Origin of the sequence: Bradyrhizobium macuxiense (assembly GCF_007993935.1) — a bacterium.
In the GTDB taxonomy this organism is placed as follows: domain Bacteria; phylum Pseudomonadota; class Alphaproteobacteria; order Rhizobiales; family Xanthobacteraceae; genus Bradyrhizobium; species Bradyrhizobium macuxiense_A.
In genome coordinates this window covers 1-18,397 of sequence record NZ_VITY01000025.1, presented here as the reverse complement: position 1 = coordinate 18,397, position 18,397 = coordinate 1, and the positions used below count along the sequence as shown (strand labels likewise).

Genomic DNA, 18,397 nt, shown 5'->3' with positions numbered 1-18,397 from the left:
CGTTTGACCAACAATTCATACGAGTAAGCGCCAAAGAAAGTGGTCTTTGATTCGTTCGAGGGAGCTGCAGGAATGATTAGCGTGATAATTCCTACATATAACCGTCCACACTTGCTCAACGCCGCGCTGCAAAGCGTTCACCGGCAAGCCTATCAGGATACAGAGATCATTGTGATCAACGATGGCGGCTGCCGCGTTGAGGACGTGACCTCCTCTTGGACAGGAAGGCTACGAATAAAGCTATATAACCTCCCAGGGAGGTCTGGCGCTTCCCACGCGAGAAATGTCGGGGTGGAACATGCCGGCGGCAAATATATTGCTTTCCTGGATGACGACGATCTCTTCCTTAAGAATCATCTGCAGGCCGCCCATCATTTGCTTGAGCGCGAACATCTCCAGTTCTTTTATACGGGGGCCTATGTCGCTGGGACGAGAATAGCTCGAATCGAGGACATCGAGACCGACAATTGTCGTCGGAAGTTCTTCAGCTATGATAGACAATTCCTCGATGTTGCGAACTTCATCCACACGGGCTCCGTTGTTACCTCAAATTTCAGGCGTACAGCAGCTCGATTCGATGATCGCCTCAGCCACTGCGAAGATTGGGACATGTGGTTGCGCCTTGTTCGTGATCTAAAGTTCAGCGTCGGCTGCATCGATACCATCGAAACAGTGTACCATCAGATAGCCGATACCGAGGGGCTCGTATCCACAGGACAAGCCGTGGTGCCGAGCTTATTCTCCACTGCTCGGAAGCGAATCTATACACGCTGGGCCGCTGGCTGCGATCTCGTGGCGGAATATCGTCAATGCTTGCTTTTCTTTGATGCCGAATGCGATCGGCTGGTTGCCGCTGGCCATAAGATCAAACTTGGCGCCTTCGAGAGATCTTTGAAGTTGCTTCATCGTAATTTCGTGGCCCGCAGGGCTCCCCCCTTTGCGGAGATTCGAACCTCGATCTCAGAGGGTACAAGTGGCACCTGTCTCTGGGCTGCAGGGTGAAGGCCGACTTGCCTCGGTTTGTATCTCTCTCCGCAATTTGCTGGCGCCGATCACACGAGACTATTGGGCGACGATACTGATGCTCACTGAGACCGATCGCGAGTACACCACGAGGCTGCTTTGCAACGCGAAGGCCATCGGCCCAGGCAGCGAAGTCATCGAAATCGTAGAGGAGAGGACGTCGGGGCATGGCTTGCTCAGCAACATAAAGCGACTGAACGTAGTTTATACGGATGCTGAAAGTGGCGCCATCTCGCAGTTGCCCGTATTCGTGAAATATATCGACGGCGATTGCGCGCCAACGTTCAGTATTTTTGAGAACGAGATCTTGTTTTATGAGAGCCGCTTGGCGGTGGATGCAGCTATCAACATTCCCAAATGTTTCGGCGCCAGTGGTCGGGGATCGGGCAGGGGAATGGAGTTGATCCTCGAGGATCTTGGTGATGATGGCTTCATAACCCAGTTGAATGGATGCAGCGCTGGAGATGTTGCGCTTGCTCTGGCTGAAATCGGCCGATTGCATGCGTGCTGTTTGAGGCATGCTGATCGCGTACCCGGATGGATCAGGCGTACCCCGCAGGCCCACATTACCGACTACTGCAAATCGATACTTTTACCCTACGCCGGGCCTTGGCCTCCTCTATTGGAGAAAAGTGCAATATTCTTGATCAAGAACATGGACGGAATTGCCGAAATTGTTTCGGGGACCTGCCCTACAGTTGTTCATGGGGATTTCCACTGCCAAAACATGCAGTTTTACCCAAGTCGTGGGAAGCGATCTGTCAGGTTTATCGATTTTCAGTGCCTTCAACTAGGGTCGCCAATGCTGGATGTGGCGCGTATCCTTGCGACGAGCATGCACATTTCGGAGAGGAAGAAAGTACAAAGCAAGCTGGTTGATCACCACTATATGATCTGCAGGTCGAGTTGCTCTAAAGAATGGATTTACGAGGACTTTAGACGGGAGTTCCTGGCCGCCTTACTGTGGAATTTGCTGACGCCGCTCGCTATCCACGTGAATGGAATCGTCACGCAGGGCAAGAAATGGGGCGATAGGTTTCCGATACTCGACAGGTGTATTAGTGCAATTGAGGATTGGGAGGCCCTCAGCCTGCGCGTTTGATGGTGACGTTGCTTCCCGAAGTCTGATCCAATCCTGAGTGCGCCCCTGGCTGCCGGAACGGGAGCTGGCGCGGAGCGCCTGATCCCCGCGGGGATACGAGGCGAAAGGCGAACCCAGGCGACGTCTTCAATCCGAGCTGGGAGTGTGATCGCGCGTCGTCACAATTGACCCGCCGCCATTTGGGCGCGATGCGGACCTGGCACAGCGAACTGAGAACCGCGATCCTCACAGACTACTACAACTGGTTCAGCGGTATCTTCAGATAGCTGACTCCATTGTCTTCCGAACGTGGGAACTGACCCGCACGCATGTTGATCTGCACCGCAGGCAAGATCAGTAGGGGCATGTCGAGCGTCTCGTCGCGCGCGTTGCGCGTCGCGACAAATTCTTCCTCGCGGACGCCATCATGAACGTGGATGTTCTTTTCGCGTTCCTCTGCGACCGTGGTTTGCCATAGCGGAGCGCGCCCACCGGGTTGATAGTCGTGGCAAATGTAAAGCCTCGTTTGCGCCGGAAGTGCGAACAGCTTCCGGATCGAGCGGTAAAGCATGTGAGCGTCGCCACCCGGGAAGTCGCATCGGCCGGTTCCGGAGTCCGGCATGAATAGGGTGTCGCCGACAAATGCGGCATCGCCGATCAGGTACGTCAGACAGGCTGGCGTGTGACCAGGTGTGTGGATGGCGCGAGCTTCGAGCTTGCCGATCCGAAACGCCTCACCGTCCTTGAACAGGTGGTCGAATTGGCTGCCATTGGTGGCGAATGCCGGCTCGAGATTGAGGATCTTCTTAAACGTCCTCTGGACGATCGCAATGTTCTCGCCGATCGCGATCCGGCCGCCCAGTTTCTCCTTCAGATACGGCGCCGCCGAGAGGTGGTCGGCGTGGGCATGCGTCTCGAGGTGCCATTCGTGGACGAGACCGTTCTCCTTGATGTGAGCAATAATCGCATCTGCCGATTGCGTGCTCGTACGCGCAGCCTTCGGATCGTAGTCGAGCACTGAATCAACAATCGCGGCTCGTCGCGTATCGGGATCCGACACCACGTAGCTGATAGTGAATGTACCGGGGTCGAAGAAGCCCTTCACGTCGGGCTTACACGTGACTTCGTTATTCATCCTGGATCTCCGTGGAGATGTGCGATTTGACAATCGGCTGCGTCATTACGTGAAACTCTTCCAACATCGGCGATCTCGCTTTGATCTGCGTCATCAAGCAAGCGAGCGACTGAAGAAACTCCTCGAGTTGGAGCAGGAGGGCTGTCGAGGGTTGCATCGCCCATTTGGCGCGCCATGCAAATCTCGGAGCGCGCTGACCAGCATTGACGCGATATTATTTTACCGATCCCAACGATACAACTTTGAATGCCGGATCGAATGAGCTCACGCCGGATTGCTCCGTTTGTTGGGTGGTACCTTCGGAGCACAAGCATGTGCCTCGCGCTCCCTTCGAATCCAGTTTCCCATTCAGCGGTGACTAGGCCGAACGGGCGATTCCTCTCACGAGGAGCTACATGGTCAAACGCGCGATCTTTACCGGCTCTTATGCGCAACGCGCGGCCGATTGCCGGCTTGGCTTGCAGTCTGAGACGACCGAATTAGGAACTGCCAGGGCGAACTAGGCTTGACGCTCACGACCAGGACCCCTGCGGGACCATTCAGACCTGGACCCTCCCCCCGCGCAACGCAGATTGCGAGAACATCAATCGGCCCGAATGGCGTGTGAAGAAAAGCGGGCTGGATCCGGTGAGAGAACTGCCTATGCGCAACGTCCCCCCGATGTTGCCGACCAAGCGCCGGCGCACAACATCTTGACGCCGTACGACCACAAGCATGCGGTGACGTATATGCGCATGCTGGATGCTGAGGTTGATCAGTGGTGTCGCGGCGCAGATCGGGGATGACCCGTGTGCGGATGCGTTCGACGTCTGCCGAGTTGAAATGCGGTAAGGTCAACGCCATCCACAACAGACCGAAGGCTTCGTCTCTGTCGTCGCGGAGCATCCGCAGGCCGCCAACGGCGCTTTCATGAGCGTCGAGGATATCGCCTCCCGGTTCGGCGTCACAGCGGCGGTTGGCACGCAACACCGCAAGCTCGGAGCCGTCAGTCGTGCCCTGCTCACCCTTACCGCGCAGGTGGGATGAATCTCGAACAACTGATCGCCTCGAGCAAGTCATGGCGGCGTTCACGGAGAAGTCTTCCGGGGCCTTTCCGCCGCCTTGGTCGGCGAGCTGACCACGCACCGCACCGCCGCGCTGTGCAACGACTTTTTTGCCCAGAGGTGGCATTAAAGAGGGACGGATGCTGGATGCGTCTGTACGAAACGTACAAAATTGCTTGCCGCCTTGGCTCCTCGTTCGATCGCAAGGCAGTGCATAAGCCTGTTCCCGAAGAACGTCCACGAACCGCGTGAAAAGAGATGGTCAATCTGAGGCCGGGAGCCAATGTTGGATTCCCCGATACCCTCACCATATCGAAAGCCAGGAAACTGACCGCGACGATCAAACGATCTAACGGCGTGCTCTGAAGCTTCGAAAATCTCCGCGAGGATACCCGTATTGATTGGGCTGGATTGGGCGGTTCAGTCAGACTTTCGAAGCCCGTTTCAGATGCGCGGGTCCCATGAGCAACTTGATAGATGCGACACGGCTACCGGTCCATCGGCCCAACATCCCACTCCCAGGGAGTGATGAGCCCCGCGTGACCACCAGGAAATCGCGCCTGTCGTTCAGGTAAACTTCGAACATGCGCCACCTCAACCACAAATGATGCCGATCGCTTCGGAGCAGACGGCTCCGTTACGCAAATGCGTAGACCTGCAGCTGTCCACTCCAATCTTGTGCGAACACCACGGTTGTTCAAGATCGAAACAAGCCAGCCGATGTCGCCCGCCCTTGGGGATGGGCTTTAAACGGCCCATGCCAGAAGCGCTTCGATCTCTCGAGTATGTGGAAACTCCCAACACCACGATCGCCAGCGAAGGCTCCTTGGTAGCATCAAGGAGAATTGGTCGAGATTATAGCAGCCGGCACAAGAGAGACACCAATTCAGCTTGTCGCTTCGTCCCGGTTCGCAAAAAGACGGCCTTGAGATGGTTGCGCACGGTCCCCGACGAGATCTTCATATCAAGGGCAATTTCTTGCAGCGAGTTTCCTTCCACCAGCAGCGCCGCGAGACGAGCCTGAGCGCGGGTCAGTCCAAAGATCTCCATCACAGAAGCCTGCGACACGCGAGGCATTTCATTCAGATCGGTCAGGATCAGGAGAGCGACGCCCTCGGCCAGAGAGTTGTCGCTTGCGCGTTCTGAACGCTGCACGATGGCGTCGATAACGATCGGTCGGCGCAGACGCCGGGTGATCACGGTTTGCAACGGCATCCGGCCCGTTTTGCTTGAGTGGAAACGGAATTGACTGACCAGTCGATCCAACCTCACTCGCGACTGGGGGTCCGCCGCAAAGAAACGCTTTCCTTTAACGGAAAGATCGTCATCGAAAAGCTTCGAGGCGCTATCGTTGACGGCCAGTATGAAGCCGTTCCGATCCATCAAAACCGCAGGGTGTCCCAAGAGATCCAGCGCATCAATCATGCCGGCCCGTTCCCCACGAGCGATGCGCATTTCGCTCGGGCAAAATAGACTTTCCCTTGGACCGGCCGACGGCCGCGTGAATTGCAACTGACCGGTCCCATTTGAGATATGCTACAAAGAAATTCCGAACCGTTTCAAATTGCGTGCGGATGTCGTCGCACTCGACTTCAAATCGAAAGGTGCCGGGCGAGTTTATCCATTCAACGCCTTACGTGCTCGGCCAAGCCCGATATATCATCTCGTGGAACCACAGGACCACGCTACGTTGTGCTGGATGCGCATACATCGAGCGAACTTTCTCATTCTGGCGCTGATATTCATCGCGGAGCTCATCCAAAAACGCGCCGGACGACGACCATGGCTTTTTTCTCGCTCGGAATGCCACGCAAAAAAGCCGGATCGGCGGCGGGCCACGCCGCTAAGTGCAGAAATCCGACCGCTCTCGACGATATGGCGGCGTCCCTTGCTCAGCCTCCGATGAACGGCTGCCGCTGAGGGAGTGTGGCATCGTAAAGCTCATTGGAAAGATGCGAGCTGCGAGCTCCTCGAAACCAATCCGTTCTTCAGCCAGGCGTCTTTCGGTGTCCTTGCGCCCAAGCTCCGTCCGTGCAGCTTTGAGCAAACGCCGATAATGGTGGATCCGGTTGCGACTGATGCGCAGGGCGGCCAACGTTTCGCTGATCATCGGCGGGGTTCTCGTCCGGAACTCTAAGGATCCTTCCTGCCCATGTGGGACTTGCCGGAAGGTAGCAGATCCTGATCGCTTATGAGCATGTTATCGGCAGCGCGTCAAAGGGCCTTGTGACTGCGGAGTGTGTGTCTATTGTACGTAACGTACGAAAAAATGTGCGGCCGGTTGAAGCGTCCAAACGACCACGGACAGGCCGCAGCTCTTGTCGTAACAGCGAGCCGGTCGCGGTTGCAGCCCATAACTGGGGTGGGTGCGCTTGCATCGTGGCGCGCGGTTTGGAGTGCAAGCATGTCGGAAACCATTCGCCACAGGAGGACCGGATCGGTCAGCTGACGATCTGCCGGCAAGAGGAGCGGCCTGGCCTGGCAGGGAATATGCCCGCCGCAATTCGCGCGATCGCGGGGGGCGATCTAGTCCAGCAGTGGCGCGATGTGCTTTGATGAGCAGATGTAACTGAGACGGCTGGTGATTCAATGTACATGGTCATTCGCAAGTACACCAAGGTTCGCTCCGTCGCGGATGCCGCTCGCCGCACGAAAAGCGGCATTGGTCAGATCTTGAAAGGATCCCGTGGCTTCCGATCGTATTACGTCCTGGACGGAGGCAATGGGGTCGGTCTCGCCGTGATGATCTTTGAGGATCGCGAAAGCGCCAACGCGGCCAACGCCAAGGTATTGGAGTTTGTTCAAGCAAATCTGCATGATCTTCATCTTGGTAATCCCGAGATCATCGCCGGGGATGTTTTGGTGAGTATGCAATCTGATCAGTGAATGTTTGCAAACGCCCTGATTTGATCGAGGCAATTCACGGCGCCGGGATGCAAGCCGCAAACATCGAAACGCGGGTAGCGCGTTTCTCGGGGAATTTGCCGGGACGTTATTCACCAATAATGGGTAGAAATGCACGGCCCCTTGAGCGTGGCGGCCTCAACCGCGCATGGCTTTAACGATCGATCGAACGGATGGCTCGATCGTAAGCCGGTAGGCGATCAGCTTGGTGCCGTCGAAGACTTCCACCGAACTATTGCAGGCCGGGCAGCGATATTCTCCCTTTTGGCCGGCCAGCGACCACAATTCAAGGCGGCGGAAGCCAGCGCCGCACTCAGAACAAGTCACGTCGCTAAGCCTCATCTCCGGTCTCACGCTGCGTATCGTCAAAAATCCTTAACATAAGTCTGGTTCTCGGACGAAACGTTTTCCAGGATGATTGTCCGGTCTATTTGCCCGCGCCGGTCGGTGCGGCCAATCCGTTGGCTCCTCGGCTGCACACATTGGTCGCCGCATTATCCCATTTGGGACATACGGCGAATGGGTAAATTGGTCCATTCTCTTGGTATGCGCCGGCTTTGGCAGCGCATTTTTTGCAAGCTCACGAAATCTGCGAGCCTGAACGACGTGTACCTGCTGACTGCGTGGCGGCCGCGTATTTGATCGTGAAATTGGCGCGGCGCGCTTGTTCATATTCGATGAGCATTTGATATGCAGGTTGAGGATAAACCGGATCCGGACGAAGCGTTCAGCGATATCTGGGGCGCCGCCCAGCGCTCACGCTGCAGATATCCTCGGTCATTCGCTGTGAAGATGTGGCGCTGCTTCTTTCCGCCGTGTCAGGGCATGCGCAGCCTGTGCGCGCGATGCGCGGCTCCTGACAATCGAGCGACGCGGCAGCGATACGCGGCACCTCGCATGTCGAAAGCGACCTCAAGCGTCAGGACCCCGTGTGAACGCTACGAGCTTCTTGAGCCTGTCGTCGCGATCTCGCCTGTTTTCCAGTCCGTGTATCTATTGGGGGCCGCAGGGCCGTCTTGTCGGTGTCGAAGCCCGCATCGAGCGCGGCTATCTGCGGCCCGAGGATATGCCGCAGGAGCAAGCCGAGGGCGAGGAAGGCAACGAAGTCGAAGCCGACTACAAGAAAATGGCCGATGACGGTGTCCTGCCCGACAATGCCGAGACTTCGACGATCTGATCAAGCGTTGCGAGGACCTGCAGAAGCGCGCATCCCTCGCTCAAGGATGATCGTGTCGCGGAGCGACAAGTTCTCAATTTGAGTTGGGGATGCGAGGGCTCTGCCCTGGCACCCCCAGCACGAAGAAAATCGGTATCCCCCGATCTTCACTCCCTCCGGTCGCTGCAGACCGGGCGGTCCCCCCTCCCGATTTTCGTCTTGCTCCCCCTCACCCGGTCTCGCCGACGGGCAGGGGTTCATGCGCGTTCCTTGCGCTGAACCCTAACCCTTAGGGAGAGAAATCATGAGTGACAGACGTAAAATCGCCGACTCGAACAAGAGCATCATGTTTGTGCCGTTGAACAAGCTGAAGAAGTCGCCGAAGAACGTGAGGCAGGTGCCGCACACCAAGGCCGACATTCAAGCCTTGGCCGCCAGCATCGCCGCCATCGGCATGCTGCAATATCCGGTGGTGGAGCCCGAGGTCGGACCGAAGGAGAAGCCAACCGGTTATTATCTGGTCAATGCCGGTGAAGGCCGCCGTCTGGCGCAGTTGCTTCGCGCCAAGCGCAAGGAGATCAAGCCCGACGAACCGATCCGCTGCATTCTCGATACCGAGCACAGCGCGACCGAGATCAGCCTTGCCGAAAATTCCGTGCGCAGCCCCATGAATCCCGCAGACCAGTACGAGGCCTTTGCCAAGTTGCACGACGAGGACGGTATGAGCGCCGAGGACATCGCGGCGCGGTTCGGTGTCACGGCAGCCGTGGTCCGGCAGCGCCTCAAGCTTGGCGCGGTGAGCCCGAAGCTGCGCGACCTCTACCGGAAGGGTGACATGACTCTCGACCAGCTATCCGCGTTTGCGATCACCGAGGATCACGAGCGGCAGGAGCGCGTGTGGAATGAGTTACCTGCTTTTCAACGCAGCCGCCAGTCTATCCTTCGTGCCTTGAGCGAAGGGCAGGTGCGATCGGACGACCGCTGCGCCATGTTCATCGGTGCCAAAGCTTACGCTCGGGCGGGCGGTACGATCATCCGCGATCTGTTCGACCAAGAAGGTGGCGGCTTCTTTGCCGATGCCGACCTTCTACATCGGCTTGTGCGCGAGAAGCTACAGGGCATTGCCGCTGAGATCGCCGAGGAAGGGTGGCGTTGGATCGTTGCCGACATCGAGCTTGATCGCGCGGCTTGGGCTCGTATGCGCCGCGTGTACGCCAAGCCTCTGCCGCTCTCCAAGGCGGAACGCAAGCGGCTTCAAAGCCTGCAAGCGCGGTACGATGCCTTGTGCGAGAAGCACCAGCATGACGACGAGATGCCCGCCAAAGCGGCAGAGCAGCTTGGACGGATCGAGGCGGCCATCGAGGCTCTGCGCCGCGAGGAATACAAGGCGAAGGACATCGCTCGGGCGGGAGCGTTTGTTACCCTTGCGGGTGACGGCTCGGTGCGCATCGAGCGCGGCTTTGTCCGCGCCGAGGATGAGTCGAAGTCCAAGGCCAAGGCCGAGGATGACGCGGGACAGCGTCCGGCCGAAGACGCCGATGGTCCCACGCCGCTGTCCGAGAAGCTGATTGCTGAACTGACCGCCTACCGCACGTCCGCTCTCCGCAATGAGCTGGCGCAGCATCCGGCGACGGCTCTGCTGGCCCTTGTGCATGCGCTGGCCTTGGCGACCTTCTTCCGAGGCAGCGCAGGTTCATGCCTTGAGATCACGCCGAGAAGCGCGTGGCTTTCGGGTCATGCTCCCGGCATCGACGAGAGCGTTGCAGAGAGGCAGACTGCCGAGCGCCATGCGGCATGGGCCAAGCGACTGCCGCAGGAGGCGGAAGCGTTGTGGACGTTCCTGCACGAGCTTTCGGATGCGGAGCGTCTTGGGCTTCTGGCGCATTGCGTGTCGTTGACCGCCAATGCGATCCGCAACCCCCGTCAGCTGGGCAGCGTGTCCGAAGCCCATGCAGCCGTCCTGGCTCATGAGGTTCGGCTCGATATGACGGCCTACTGGCAGCCGACCGCTGGCAGCTACTTCGGTCGCGTCAGCAAGGAGCGCATTGTAGAGGCCATGCGGGAAGGCGTATCGGCACAAGCCGCCGACACCATCGTTCGCATGAAGAAGCAGGCCATGGCCGAGGCGGCAGAGGCTGCCCTTGCTGGCAAGGGCTGGCTTCCGGCTTTACTGCGACCAGATCAGGTTGCGGCGTAAGCCGCCGTGGGCAGGAAGGAGGGCCGCGCAAGCGGTCTTCTTTTTGCGCGCCTAGCGTTCATTGCCACCTTGTCCTGAGCGGCATCTGCTCCAGGACGAGCAAGCCGCTCATGCCAGTCGGCGAAGATGTTCGCCTCGATCATCCAGGATGGCGCCATGCGGACCGAGGTCGACGCTGCCGATCGATGGACCATCGAGCGCGTTATATTAGACCTCGGCGTATCAAACCTTCGTCGCTGAAGCCGCTAACGCCCCAGACCCCGCGAGATCAGAGTTCCCACGACGATCTGACGGTTGATGTCGACTTGTATTTGACGGAATCTCGCCAACGTCATTTCAGAACTCGCGCTCTCAACATTGCTGGCCGTTTGCACGAAGGAGTCGGCAAATGCTTGAAGCATATCAGCCTGATCGGAAGTGGCTGTCGCCTTGAAGGGACCGAGGAACTGAAGAAGCAATTGCTGCTCGGGCGGCTGAAGGCGGGACATGTCAAACGGCTTTCCCTTTAGAAGGGGAGCCGCACGCGCATATTCCTCTCGGCTAGCACGAAACTCCGCCGCCGATTTCGAGAAAAGTCCTTTGGCTTCACCAGGAGTACGCTTTTCAAGTTGCGCCATGGCCGCGTAAAAATTCTGGTGTCCCGTGAACGCGTGCGCTGCCGCGGAGCGTGTGGCGTCTTCGGCTTGACCTCCATAGGCATTGCCGATGAACTCGGCTTGCGCGGACGTGGTGCTACGGAAGACGAAGGTGAGGCCAGCGATTACTACCGTCCGCCTATCCATTACAGTCGCTCCGCTTGATTTGCGCGAGCGTCTGAAACGGCTGGTTCGGCTTATCCGGCAAACGCTTGCTGATCTGAGGTAACTTGGCGAGAATACAAAAGTCGGCGACTAAGCTCTTGCGGAACTCCGGAGAGATGTATTCGGAGTTTCTCTCGACGAGTGTAGCGTTGTAAAAATTGAGCAGCACGCCGATCTGTGACGACAACTTTGCGCGTTCTTTGGCATCGTGCGTCGAAACATCCTCGGACTGGGCCGCAATCAGAGCACCGGGGTTGTCGGCAAGGAACCGCAGGATGTCGCGGGATTCCTTGTAGATGCCCTGCTCAGTCGTAAACACCAGCGTGCGATTCGTCTCACGGATTTGGTAGCCGGTAAAGAAGAGGCCGGCTGCGGCGAGACCCGCGCCCGCGAGCTTCAGAGACGACTCAAGATCGAACGGCATCGAGGTGTTCCTTGTCGGCCGCATGTTCGGCGAGGATGGCCTACGCTATTGCATGCAGCTAGCCGAATGCGGCCACGTTTCGCAAAGTGGTCAAGCTCGGCAGCAGCTGAATGGCCACGCCCTCGATGCGCACGAAATCGGTGACTCTCTTCACCGTCGTGGACGTTCCATTCTGTGATGGAATGCTGAAATCGGACGATGCGCCGGGGAAGGAGCTGTTTCCTGTCAGCGGATCCTGGCCGACTTGATCGGGAAACACCGGACTGAAGTCCGTCCGGCCCAGCCAGCGCATGATGGTGTAGAATTGCTTGTTGAGATTTGCGCACAGGAACATGCCGACAAGGCCGCGATCCACGCCATCGTCCTGCTCGCCGTCGAGGAGAGGGCCATATGGCATGCCGCGCCGGAGGAGCCGCGGATAGCCGCCCGGAAACAGTGTCTTGTTCACATCGTTCAGCGGCTGGTGACGCGCGTTGGCCACGCGAATGTGCGCGGCCAACGGACACTTGATGCCCTGGGGATCATCGGTGTAGTCGAAGTCATCGCGTAGTGCGGCTGTCCCGTCGGGCCGTTCCGGAGATAGCATCAACGGCGAGCCGTCGCGCCATCGCCCCATCATCTTCGCGGCCAAGTACTCCTCTGCGTCCGCTTGCGGCAATGTCGGTGCGACCTTTGGCGCGTTTTCGCGCAGAAAGCGGTTGAAGGCCGCGACATCCTGATACAGCATCATGAATGCCATGAACGACCCATCGCGCACGAAATCGCTGAACGGCGGTTTGTCCGGGTAGCTCGAGTAGTGCGGCGACGGATAGCCAAGCACAAAGTCGCCTCGGGGAAGAGCACCGCCAGTGGGGATATCGTTGTCCCAATCCACCGAGGGATGCGAGATGCCGTCCCGGTAACCGAAATGCAGCCGAAACCCGTTGACCGCGCGACCCGTGATCGGTTCGCCCTCGGCCGAGGTGAGAAGCTCCAGCAGGTCGGCGCGCTCAGCTGCTGTCCTCACACGGGTGGTCACATCCCGTAGATCGTCCTCGGAGCTGACGCTGAGGTGCACGATGACGTGTATGTCGGTGCTCAGGAAACGCTTCTTCCACCAATTCGCGGGCGTGCTGGCGCCTGACGCGCGCAGCGATTCCGAGAGCGGCGGTTCGTTGAACAGATAGAAAGCTGACGCGGCGGCGGCCTCGTCGCCCATCGTATCAAAGGCGCCCAGCGCGAGAAGTCCGTTCCAGCTCAGCGAGATGTTGAGGAGAGGAGCGGCGCCCAGGGCAGCGGGATCTCCCTTGGACACGGACGGCAACAGGTCCGACAGGAATTGACGTCCCCCGTCCTTCTTTTTCACCTGGAAAAGCAGGTGTCGGGTGATCGGATGCAGGCTCGACCCGAGCAGCAGGGATTGGACGTTGTCGCGACTTAAAGGGGCCATGGTGTCACCAGATCCCGGCTGCCCGCGCTTGGCCGCATGCGGCTGCGTCGTCGCAGCCGTAGCGCGGCCGTTTTATTTCAGCAGGGGGAGGATCTGTTTCACGGTGCGAGGACCGTAGGCGTGGAAGAGATATCCGTCCGTTTGCCCCCAAGGATCCTTCTCGTCATACACCGAGTTGCCCAGCGACCTGATTTGCAATTTCTTGGATGCTTCGAAGAAGGTCTTCTCGTTATTCACCTGGTCCCAGGATCCCGGGCCATTGGCGAGCGTGAAGATCTGCTTGAAGAGATCCGGAAGGTTCAGCCGGAAAAACTCGGCATATTCCTCATGACTGCCATCGTACTCGGTGAGCACGACGAAGTATTTTCGGTCAAGCGTGATAAGCACCCGCAGGAAGTGAAGGATCTGCGACTCCCTGGCGGCCTTTTCGATCAGTGGCTGATCGCGCGTCGCGAAATTCGCTTCGATATCAGCGAGCAGCTTTTGGCTCTCGGCATCTTGCAGGATCGGGACGAAGAGATTCAATGCGTGGGCCATCTGGGCACCTCACCTTAAAAATTGCTGTCAGTGGATACGAATTCAAGAACCAATATCGAAACTCTATGACAGGAAGCTGTCCGGCGCCAGAGCATCCCTAGATTTTTTTTATCCGGGAGCACTTTTCAAGGTTGTATTGAGCTGCGACAATGCCCTGCATTTTTTATTCACTTGCCGAGATGCCCTCAGGCTTCATTTCACGACGGTGCTGTATGGGACCCACGCCAGAATCCATTGCGCAGCGCGATACGAGCAGGGATGGCCTGCGCAACAAGATTGAGAGTTTTCTTCTGACGCACGGCCGGCCTTTTTGGAGATTTGTCAATCGACTCCCCTGGCTTAGCAGGATCGTCAACCGCGTCATCGTGAACGATGCGGTCAGCAAGGCGCCGTTTCGGCCGCTGCTTTTGAGCACGATGGCGGACTATCCCTCCTGGTCTTCGCTGACGGAACGCACGTGGTTCTCCCGCTATCTGCCGCCGAAAGACATGCCGAACCTGCCCCCCGTCGACGATTTCGCGTATCTTTATGTGACCCGGGCATCAGGTCCACGACTGTCGGATAAGTCCACGTTGCTGTTTCCGACGTTTGCGCAGTGGTTCACCGACGGCTTCATGATGACGTCCGCTTCGGACACCCGCCGGACCACGACCAGCCATCAGATCGATCTGGGTCAGCTCTACGGACTTACTGACGACGTGCAGCACGCGCTGCGGACTCTCGATAACGGACCCGGCAAGCGCGGCAGGTTGTTGTCCGAGATCGTCGGCGGCGAGGAGTGGGCGCCTCGCTTGTTCGACGACCACGGCGTCCGCATCCCGAGGTTCGACGCTCTGCCCGCGCCGATGAAGATGCCGGACAGCCTCCCCGTCGACCGCAAGGCGACGCTTTTCGCATTTGGCGGGGAACGGGCAAACTCGACGCTCTTCACGGCCGCGATCAATACGCTGTTCCTGCGCGAACACAATCGCTTGTGCGGCGTCATCGAGGCCGCGAACCCCGGCTGGGACGATGAGCGCGTTTTTCAGACGGCCAGAAATGTCAGCGTGGTTCAGCTGATCAAGGTTGTCGTCGAAGAATACATCAATCACATCTCTCCCTATTGGTTCAGGCTGCTGAGCGACCCCTCGCCGTGCTACACCGCTGGCTGGAATCGCGAGAACTGGATTCCGGTCGAGTTCAACCTGCTCTATCGCTGGCACAGCCTGGTGCCGGAAACGGCCGTCTGGAACGGCGCTCCGATGCCGATCGGCGGAGCTCGCTTCGGCAATCAGCCCTTGTTGCGAGATGGGCTGGGAATTGCGCTCGACAGCGCCAGCAAATCGCAGGTCTGGCGTCTCGGACTGTTCAATACCGCCGAATTCCTTCGGCCGGTCGAGGTCGCCAGCCTGAAACAGGGGCGCGATAACCGCCTGGCGTCCTACAACGACTACCGCGAAAGAATGAAGTACCCGCGCGTGACCCGGTTCGAACAGATTAGCGGAGATCCCGAGGTCGTCGCCGCCCTGAAGCGACTTTACGCCGACGATGTCGAGCGGGTCGAATTTTTCGTCGGCCTCTTCGCCGAGGATCCGCCGGAGCGTTCGGCAGTCCCGCCGTTGATCGGGCGCATGGTCGCGTTGGATGCCTTTTCGCACGCACTCACCAATCCCTTGCTTTCGCCGCACGTTTTCAAGGAAGAGACATTTTCGCCCGCAGGTTGGGCTTCAATTGCCAAGACATCTTCGTTGCGCGATCTGGCTGACCGGAACCTTCCGAACGGCACGGCGGGCCTGCGCATCTCGATGGACCTCCCGACACATCTGTCAGTCGCCTGATTGAGACGACCAAATCGGAGTATTGCCATGGCGCCCGAAAAGCCGGCGTTCGAAATCGGTTTTGTGCTTGCGGGAGCGATCTCGGCAGGTTGTTACTCCGCTGGTGTCATGGATTTCATCATCGAAGCGCTCGACGATTATTGCGCCGAAAGGGACAAGCCTGGGTGGGATGGCCCAACGCACGATGTTTACGTTCCGGTGCTGGCCGGTGCCTCGGCCGGCGGAATGACGGCCGGCATGGCCGCGTTGCACATGTTCAAACCGATTTCTCACGTCTGGCCGGGCGTCGCGCCGCCGCCGAAGGGCGAGAATCGGCTTTACGCCAGCTGGGTGACGGACATTTCCATCGCGCGGCTGCTCGAGACGAAGGACCTTGAAGGTAAGGTCGACGGCTTGTCGTCGGTGCTATGCAGCAATGTTCTCGACGAGATCCTGGCGAACGCATTCAACATCGATGGACCAACGCTCCGGCGGCCCTGGGTTGGGCGGGCCAATGGGCCTGCGCTTCAGGTGATGATGACGCTGACCAATCTGCGCGGCGTGCCGTATTCCTTCAGTCTCATCGGGGCCGATCCGCGCGATGCGTTCGGCATGCTCAACCATGCCGATGTAGGCGCCTTTCGGCTGTCGGCAGTCGATCCTGCGGATGGAGCGCCCTATCTGGACGTAGGCTCGACTGGTGCTCGCAACTGGGGATTCTTCAAGGCTGCGGCGCTGGCGACCGGCGCGTTTCCTGTCGGCCTCAAGCCGCGGGCGATTGAGCGGCTCGCGAGCGAACTCAGGACAATCAGCACGGTTGGCACCGTCGATGCTGCGGGAAGGTTTGTCATCATCCCTCCGGATTCGCGTTTTCCGGCGGACGGTCCTTTCAAATATTGGGCGGTCGACGGCGGCACGATCAACAATGAACCGCTGGAGCAAGCGCGCCGCTTCCTGACCGGTGGCGGTACCGAGAAACCGGATGGGATCGTCGCCGACAAGGCCGTGGTATTGGTCGCGCCCTTCCCGAACTACCAGGTCTACGAGAACGACAGGACGATCGGCACGCTCGCCAGCGTGCTGCCGAGCCTGGCTTCGGCGCTGATCAACCAGGCGCGCTTCAAGCCTGAAGAACTGGCCAAGGCGCGAAACGAAACCAACTTTGCCAGGTTCATCATTTCACCCGAACGGACGAACGCCAACGGCCCAGCCCCGAAATATCCCATCGCCAGCGGCGCCCTTGGAGGCTTCAGCGGCTTCCTCGATCAAAGCTTTCGCCGTCACGATTATCTTCTCGGACGACGAAATGCGCAGGCGTTCCTGCGCTGGAATTTCGGCCTTCCCAAGAGCCACGCCATCTTCGGCGGACGCGAGCTCCCGGCAGACTGGATCGTGCGGGAGGCCAGCCAGGTCACAAAAACGCTCGCTCCCGAAGATGACCGGACGCTGGAGGCCAAAAAGTTCGTGCTTCGCCAAGGCGCGAATGACAAGGAGATCGGCTACCCGATCATTCCGCTCACGAAGCGAATGATGCAGCCGATCGAGATACCAGCCGGAGAAATCCCGAGGCCGTCGCGTGACATTCTGGAGCCGCTGCGGCCGGCGATCCGCAAGCGGGTCGAGAAGGTCACGGATATTCTTGTCGATGTCGATCTTGCCGAACTCACGAGCGGGCTCGGGGTCTTCTCGTGGATTGCGAAGAAAGGGGCCAAGATGTACGGCACCGAGGTGCTGAACAACAAGACGACAAATATGATCGGCGAGGCGCTGGACGCACTGCGCGAGTCATTCCCTGATGACGGCCCGGCCAAAGCGTCTCCGGCTCTGTCTGGGTCAGAACCGGGGCGTTAGCATCAAGTCCGTTGACTTACTGGTGGGCCCGGCAGGACTCGAACCTGCAACCAGACCGTCATGATCGGTTGGGCTTGTCGGACGGGGCCTTCCGCTGTGCCTGTCGCCAGCTCTGGGTACCGCTAGGATCTTGGATGATGTGATCCAACCTAAAGTCTTTTCGCATCCAACCCGTCCACGGTTCTCCTTGCAACCGGTGGCGCTGTCGTGACGTTACGTATGCCGGCCAACATGTCTCAAGGCGTACGAACTTAGGCCTATTTCCGCCGCTTTTGAGAGTGGCGCTTCTCTATCGTTCTTGGCCTGCTGCCGAATCATAGGAGAGAGAAATGCCGAAGGTGTATGCGGTGATTATTACGGCCAACGGATATGAAGGCGACGGCCCGGATACCCTAGTCTCGGCAGGAGATTCTATTTGGTGGCTGAATGAAGATAACAGGCCGCATTCCGCCACTTCCGACGATGGAAAGTCATTCGATACGGGAGAACTAGATCAAGGCCAATCTGCCCGCGTCGTAATTAGCTTCAACAAGCGTTTGAACGCAACCTCTCAGGAACGGAAATAGAGATAAACTTACGACCCGGGCAGCGCGGCCTGCTCTATCAGGTGGTATTAAGGATGAGCACCGAAGCAAGGACTTGCGATACTCGAAGCAGGCATTCGGGCGACCGAACGTGCTCTCACCGCGAACGCAGTCCCACCGCCAGCCGCACGATGCTCTGGGACACGATCCATGCAACCAGTGATTACTGATAAGCTTTCATGCCTGGGCGGACTGATAGGGAAATTGCAGAAAGCTTATGAGTTGGTCTTAGGGCGCTCCCTTTGAAGCGAGCGTTCGGTGAACGATGTGGCGCGAGCCAACTTTGATCTTCAAAGCAGGGAAACGTACTCTGCTTCTTCACCCACCCATGTACGCTTTTGAAATCGCACGAAATGCGAACGCCCTCCGAGCGCCCCATAAACCCACAATAAAGGTTACGTCAGCCTTCTGCGGAAACAACGCGACGCTGAGGCGGT

Annotated in this window: 16 protein-coding genes and 1 pseudogene; 8 read left to right on the top strand and 9 right to left on the bottom strand. The window is 58.4% G+C overall.

The genetic code is table 11. The features are described 5' to 3' along the window. The first annotated feature begins 72 nt into the window (after window positions 1-72). Both FBZ93_RS39320 and FBZ93_RS39315 read left to right on the top strand, forming a co-directional pair. Window positions 73-1,002: a glycosyltransferase family 2 protein gene (locus FBZ93_RS39320; protein WP_146993076.1), complete on the top strand. Its 930-nt coding sequence runs from the start codon at window positions 73-75 to the stop codon at window positions 1,000-1,002. Between the two features lie 79 nt (window positions 1,003-1,081). After that, entirely contained in the window at window positions 1,082-2,125 is a 1,044-nt protein-coding gene (locus tag FBZ93_RS39315; protein ID WP_146993075.1) for an oxidoreductase family protein, read from the top strand. Window positions 2,126-2,360: 235 nt separating this feature from the next. Here the strand turns inward: FBZ93_RS39315 and FBZ93_RS39310 are convergent, their stop codons facing one another. The 4 genes and pseudogenes from FBZ93_RS39310 to FBZ93_RS39290 all read right to left on the bottom strand — a co-directional run bounded on the left by FBZ93_RS39310 (window position 2,361) and on the right by FBZ93_RS39290 (window position 6,392). Next, on the bottom strand, window positions 2,361-3,239 hold the full coding sequence (locus FBZ93_RS39310; RefSeq protein ID WP_146993074.1) for an MBL fold metallo-hydrolase: 879 nt from the start codon (window positions 3,237-3,239) through the stop codon (window positions 2,361-2,363). Window positions 3,240-3,992: 753 nt separating this feature from the next. Further along, window positions 3,993-4,136, bottom strand: a pseudogene (locus FBZ93_RS41630) (insulinase family protein); the annotation flags it as partial. Window positions 4,137-5,137: 1,001 nt separating this feature from the next. Beyond that, window positions 5,138-5,707, bottom strand: a complete 570-nt coding sequence (locus FBZ93_RS39295; protein WP_146993073.1) for a helix-turn-helix transcriptional regulator — start codon at window positions 5,705-5,707, stop codon at window positions 5,138-5,140. A 418-nt stretch (window positions 5,708-6,125) separates the two neighbouring features. After that, window positions 6,126-6,392 carry a hypothetical protein gene (locus FBZ93_RS39290; RefSeq protein ID WP_208764126.1) on the bottom strand — a complete coding sequence of 89 codons (267 nt, stop codon included), beginning with the start codon at window positions 6,390-6,392 and terminating at the stop codon, window positions 6,126-6,128. Between the two features lie 479 nt (window positions 6,393-6,871). On the opposite strand from FBZ93_RS39290, the gene FBZ93_RS39285 reads away from it, so the two are divergent. Then, window positions 6,872-7,168 carry a hypothetical protein gene (locus FBZ93_RS39285; RefSeq protein WP_146993072.1) on the top strand — a complete coding sequence of 99 codons (297 nt, stop codon included), beginning with the start codon at window positions 6,872-6,874 and terminating at the stop codon, window positions 7,166-7,168. A 156-nt stretch (window positions 7,169-7,324) separates the two neighbouring features. On the opposite strand, the gene FBZ93_RS39280 is transcribed toward FBZ93_RS39285, so the two are convergent. Next, window positions 7,325-7,528: a hypothetical protein gene (locus FBZ93_RS39280; RefSeq protein ID WP_146993071.1), complete on the bottom strand. Its 204-nt coding sequence runs from the start codon at window positions 7,526-7,528 to the stop codon at window positions 7,325-7,327. Window positions 7,529-8,117: 589 nt separating this feature from the next. On the opposite strand from FBZ93_RS39280, the gene FBZ93_RS39275 reads away from it, so the two are divergent. Then, a complete protein-coding gene (locus FBZ93_RS39275) occupies window positions 8,118-8,363 on the top strand; it encodes a hypothetical protein (RefSeq protein WP_146993070.1) in 246 nt (81 codons plus the stop codon). A 283-nt stretch (window positions 8,364-8,646) separates the two neighbouring features. Next, on the top strand, window positions 8,647-10,539 hold the full coding sequence (locus FBZ93_RS39270) for a ParB/RepB/Spo0J family partition protein (RefSeq protein WP_146993069.1): 1,893 nt from the start codon (window positions 8,647-8,649) through the stop codon (window positions 10,537-10,539). A gap of 245 nt (window positions 10,540-10,784) precedes the next feature. Here FBZ93_RS39270 and FBZ93_RS39265 read toward each other — a convergent pair whose 3' ends face one another. The 4 genes from FBZ93_RS39265 to FBZ93_RS39250 form a co-directional block, all read right to left on the bottom strand. Further along, window positions 10,785-11,321, bottom strand: a complete 537-nt coding sequence (locus FBZ93_RS39265; RefSeq protein WP_146993068.1) for a hypothetical protein — start codon at window positions 11,319-11,321, stop codon at window positions 10,785-10,787. Next, window positions 11,314-11,763: a hypothetical protein gene (locus tag FBZ93_RS39260; protein ID WP_146993067.1), complete on the bottom strand. Its 450-nt coding sequence runs from the start codon at window positions 11,761-11,763 to the stop codon at window positions 11,314-11,316. Before FBZ93_RS39260 ends, FBZ93_RS39265 begins: the two co-directional genes overlap by 8 nt. Before the next feature lie 58 nt (window positions 11,764-11,821). Next, window positions 11,822-13,192: a Dyp-type peroxidase gene (locus FBZ93_RS39255; RefSeq protein ID WP_146993066.1), complete on the bottom strand. Its 1,371-nt coding sequence runs from the start codon at window positions 13,190-13,192 to the stop codon at window positions 11,822-11,824. Window positions 13,193-13,264: 72 nt separating this feature from the next. Then, window positions 13,265-13,729, bottom strand: coding sequence for a hypothetical protein (locus FBZ93_RS39250; RefSeq protein WP_146993065.1), 465 nt, complete (start codon window positions 13,727-13,729; stop codon window positions 13,265-13,267). Window positions 13,730-13,941: 212 nt separating this feature from the next. Between FBZ93_RS39250 and FBZ93_RS39245 the strand changes: the two genes are divergently transcribed. The 3 genes from FBZ93_RS39245 to FBZ93_RS39235 all read left to right on the top strand — a co-directional run bounded on the left by FBZ93_RS39245 (window position 13,942) and on the right by FBZ93_RS39235 (window position 17,942). After that, window positions 13,942-15,546: a peroxidase family protein gene (locus tag FBZ93_RS39245; RefSeq protein WP_146993064.1), complete on the top strand. Its 1,605-nt coding sequence runs from the start codon at window positions 13,942-13,944 to the stop codon at window positions 15,544-15,546. Between the two features lie 27 nt (window positions 15,547-15,573). Further along, window positions 15,574-17,376: a patatin-like phospholipase family protein gene (locus FBZ93_RS39240; protein ID WP_146993063.1), complete on the top strand. Its 1,803-nt coding sequence runs from the start codon at window positions 15,574-15,576 to the stop codon at window positions 17,374-17,376. A 329-nt stretch (window positions 17,377-17,705) separates the two neighbouring features. Continuing rightward, a complete protein-coding gene (locus tag FBZ93_RS39235) occupies window positions 17,706-17,942 on the top strand; it encodes a cupredoxin domain-containing protein (RefSeq protein ID WP_146993062.1) in 237 nt (78 codons plus the stop codon). The last annotated feature ends 455 nt before the right edge of the window (window positions 17,943-18,397 follow it).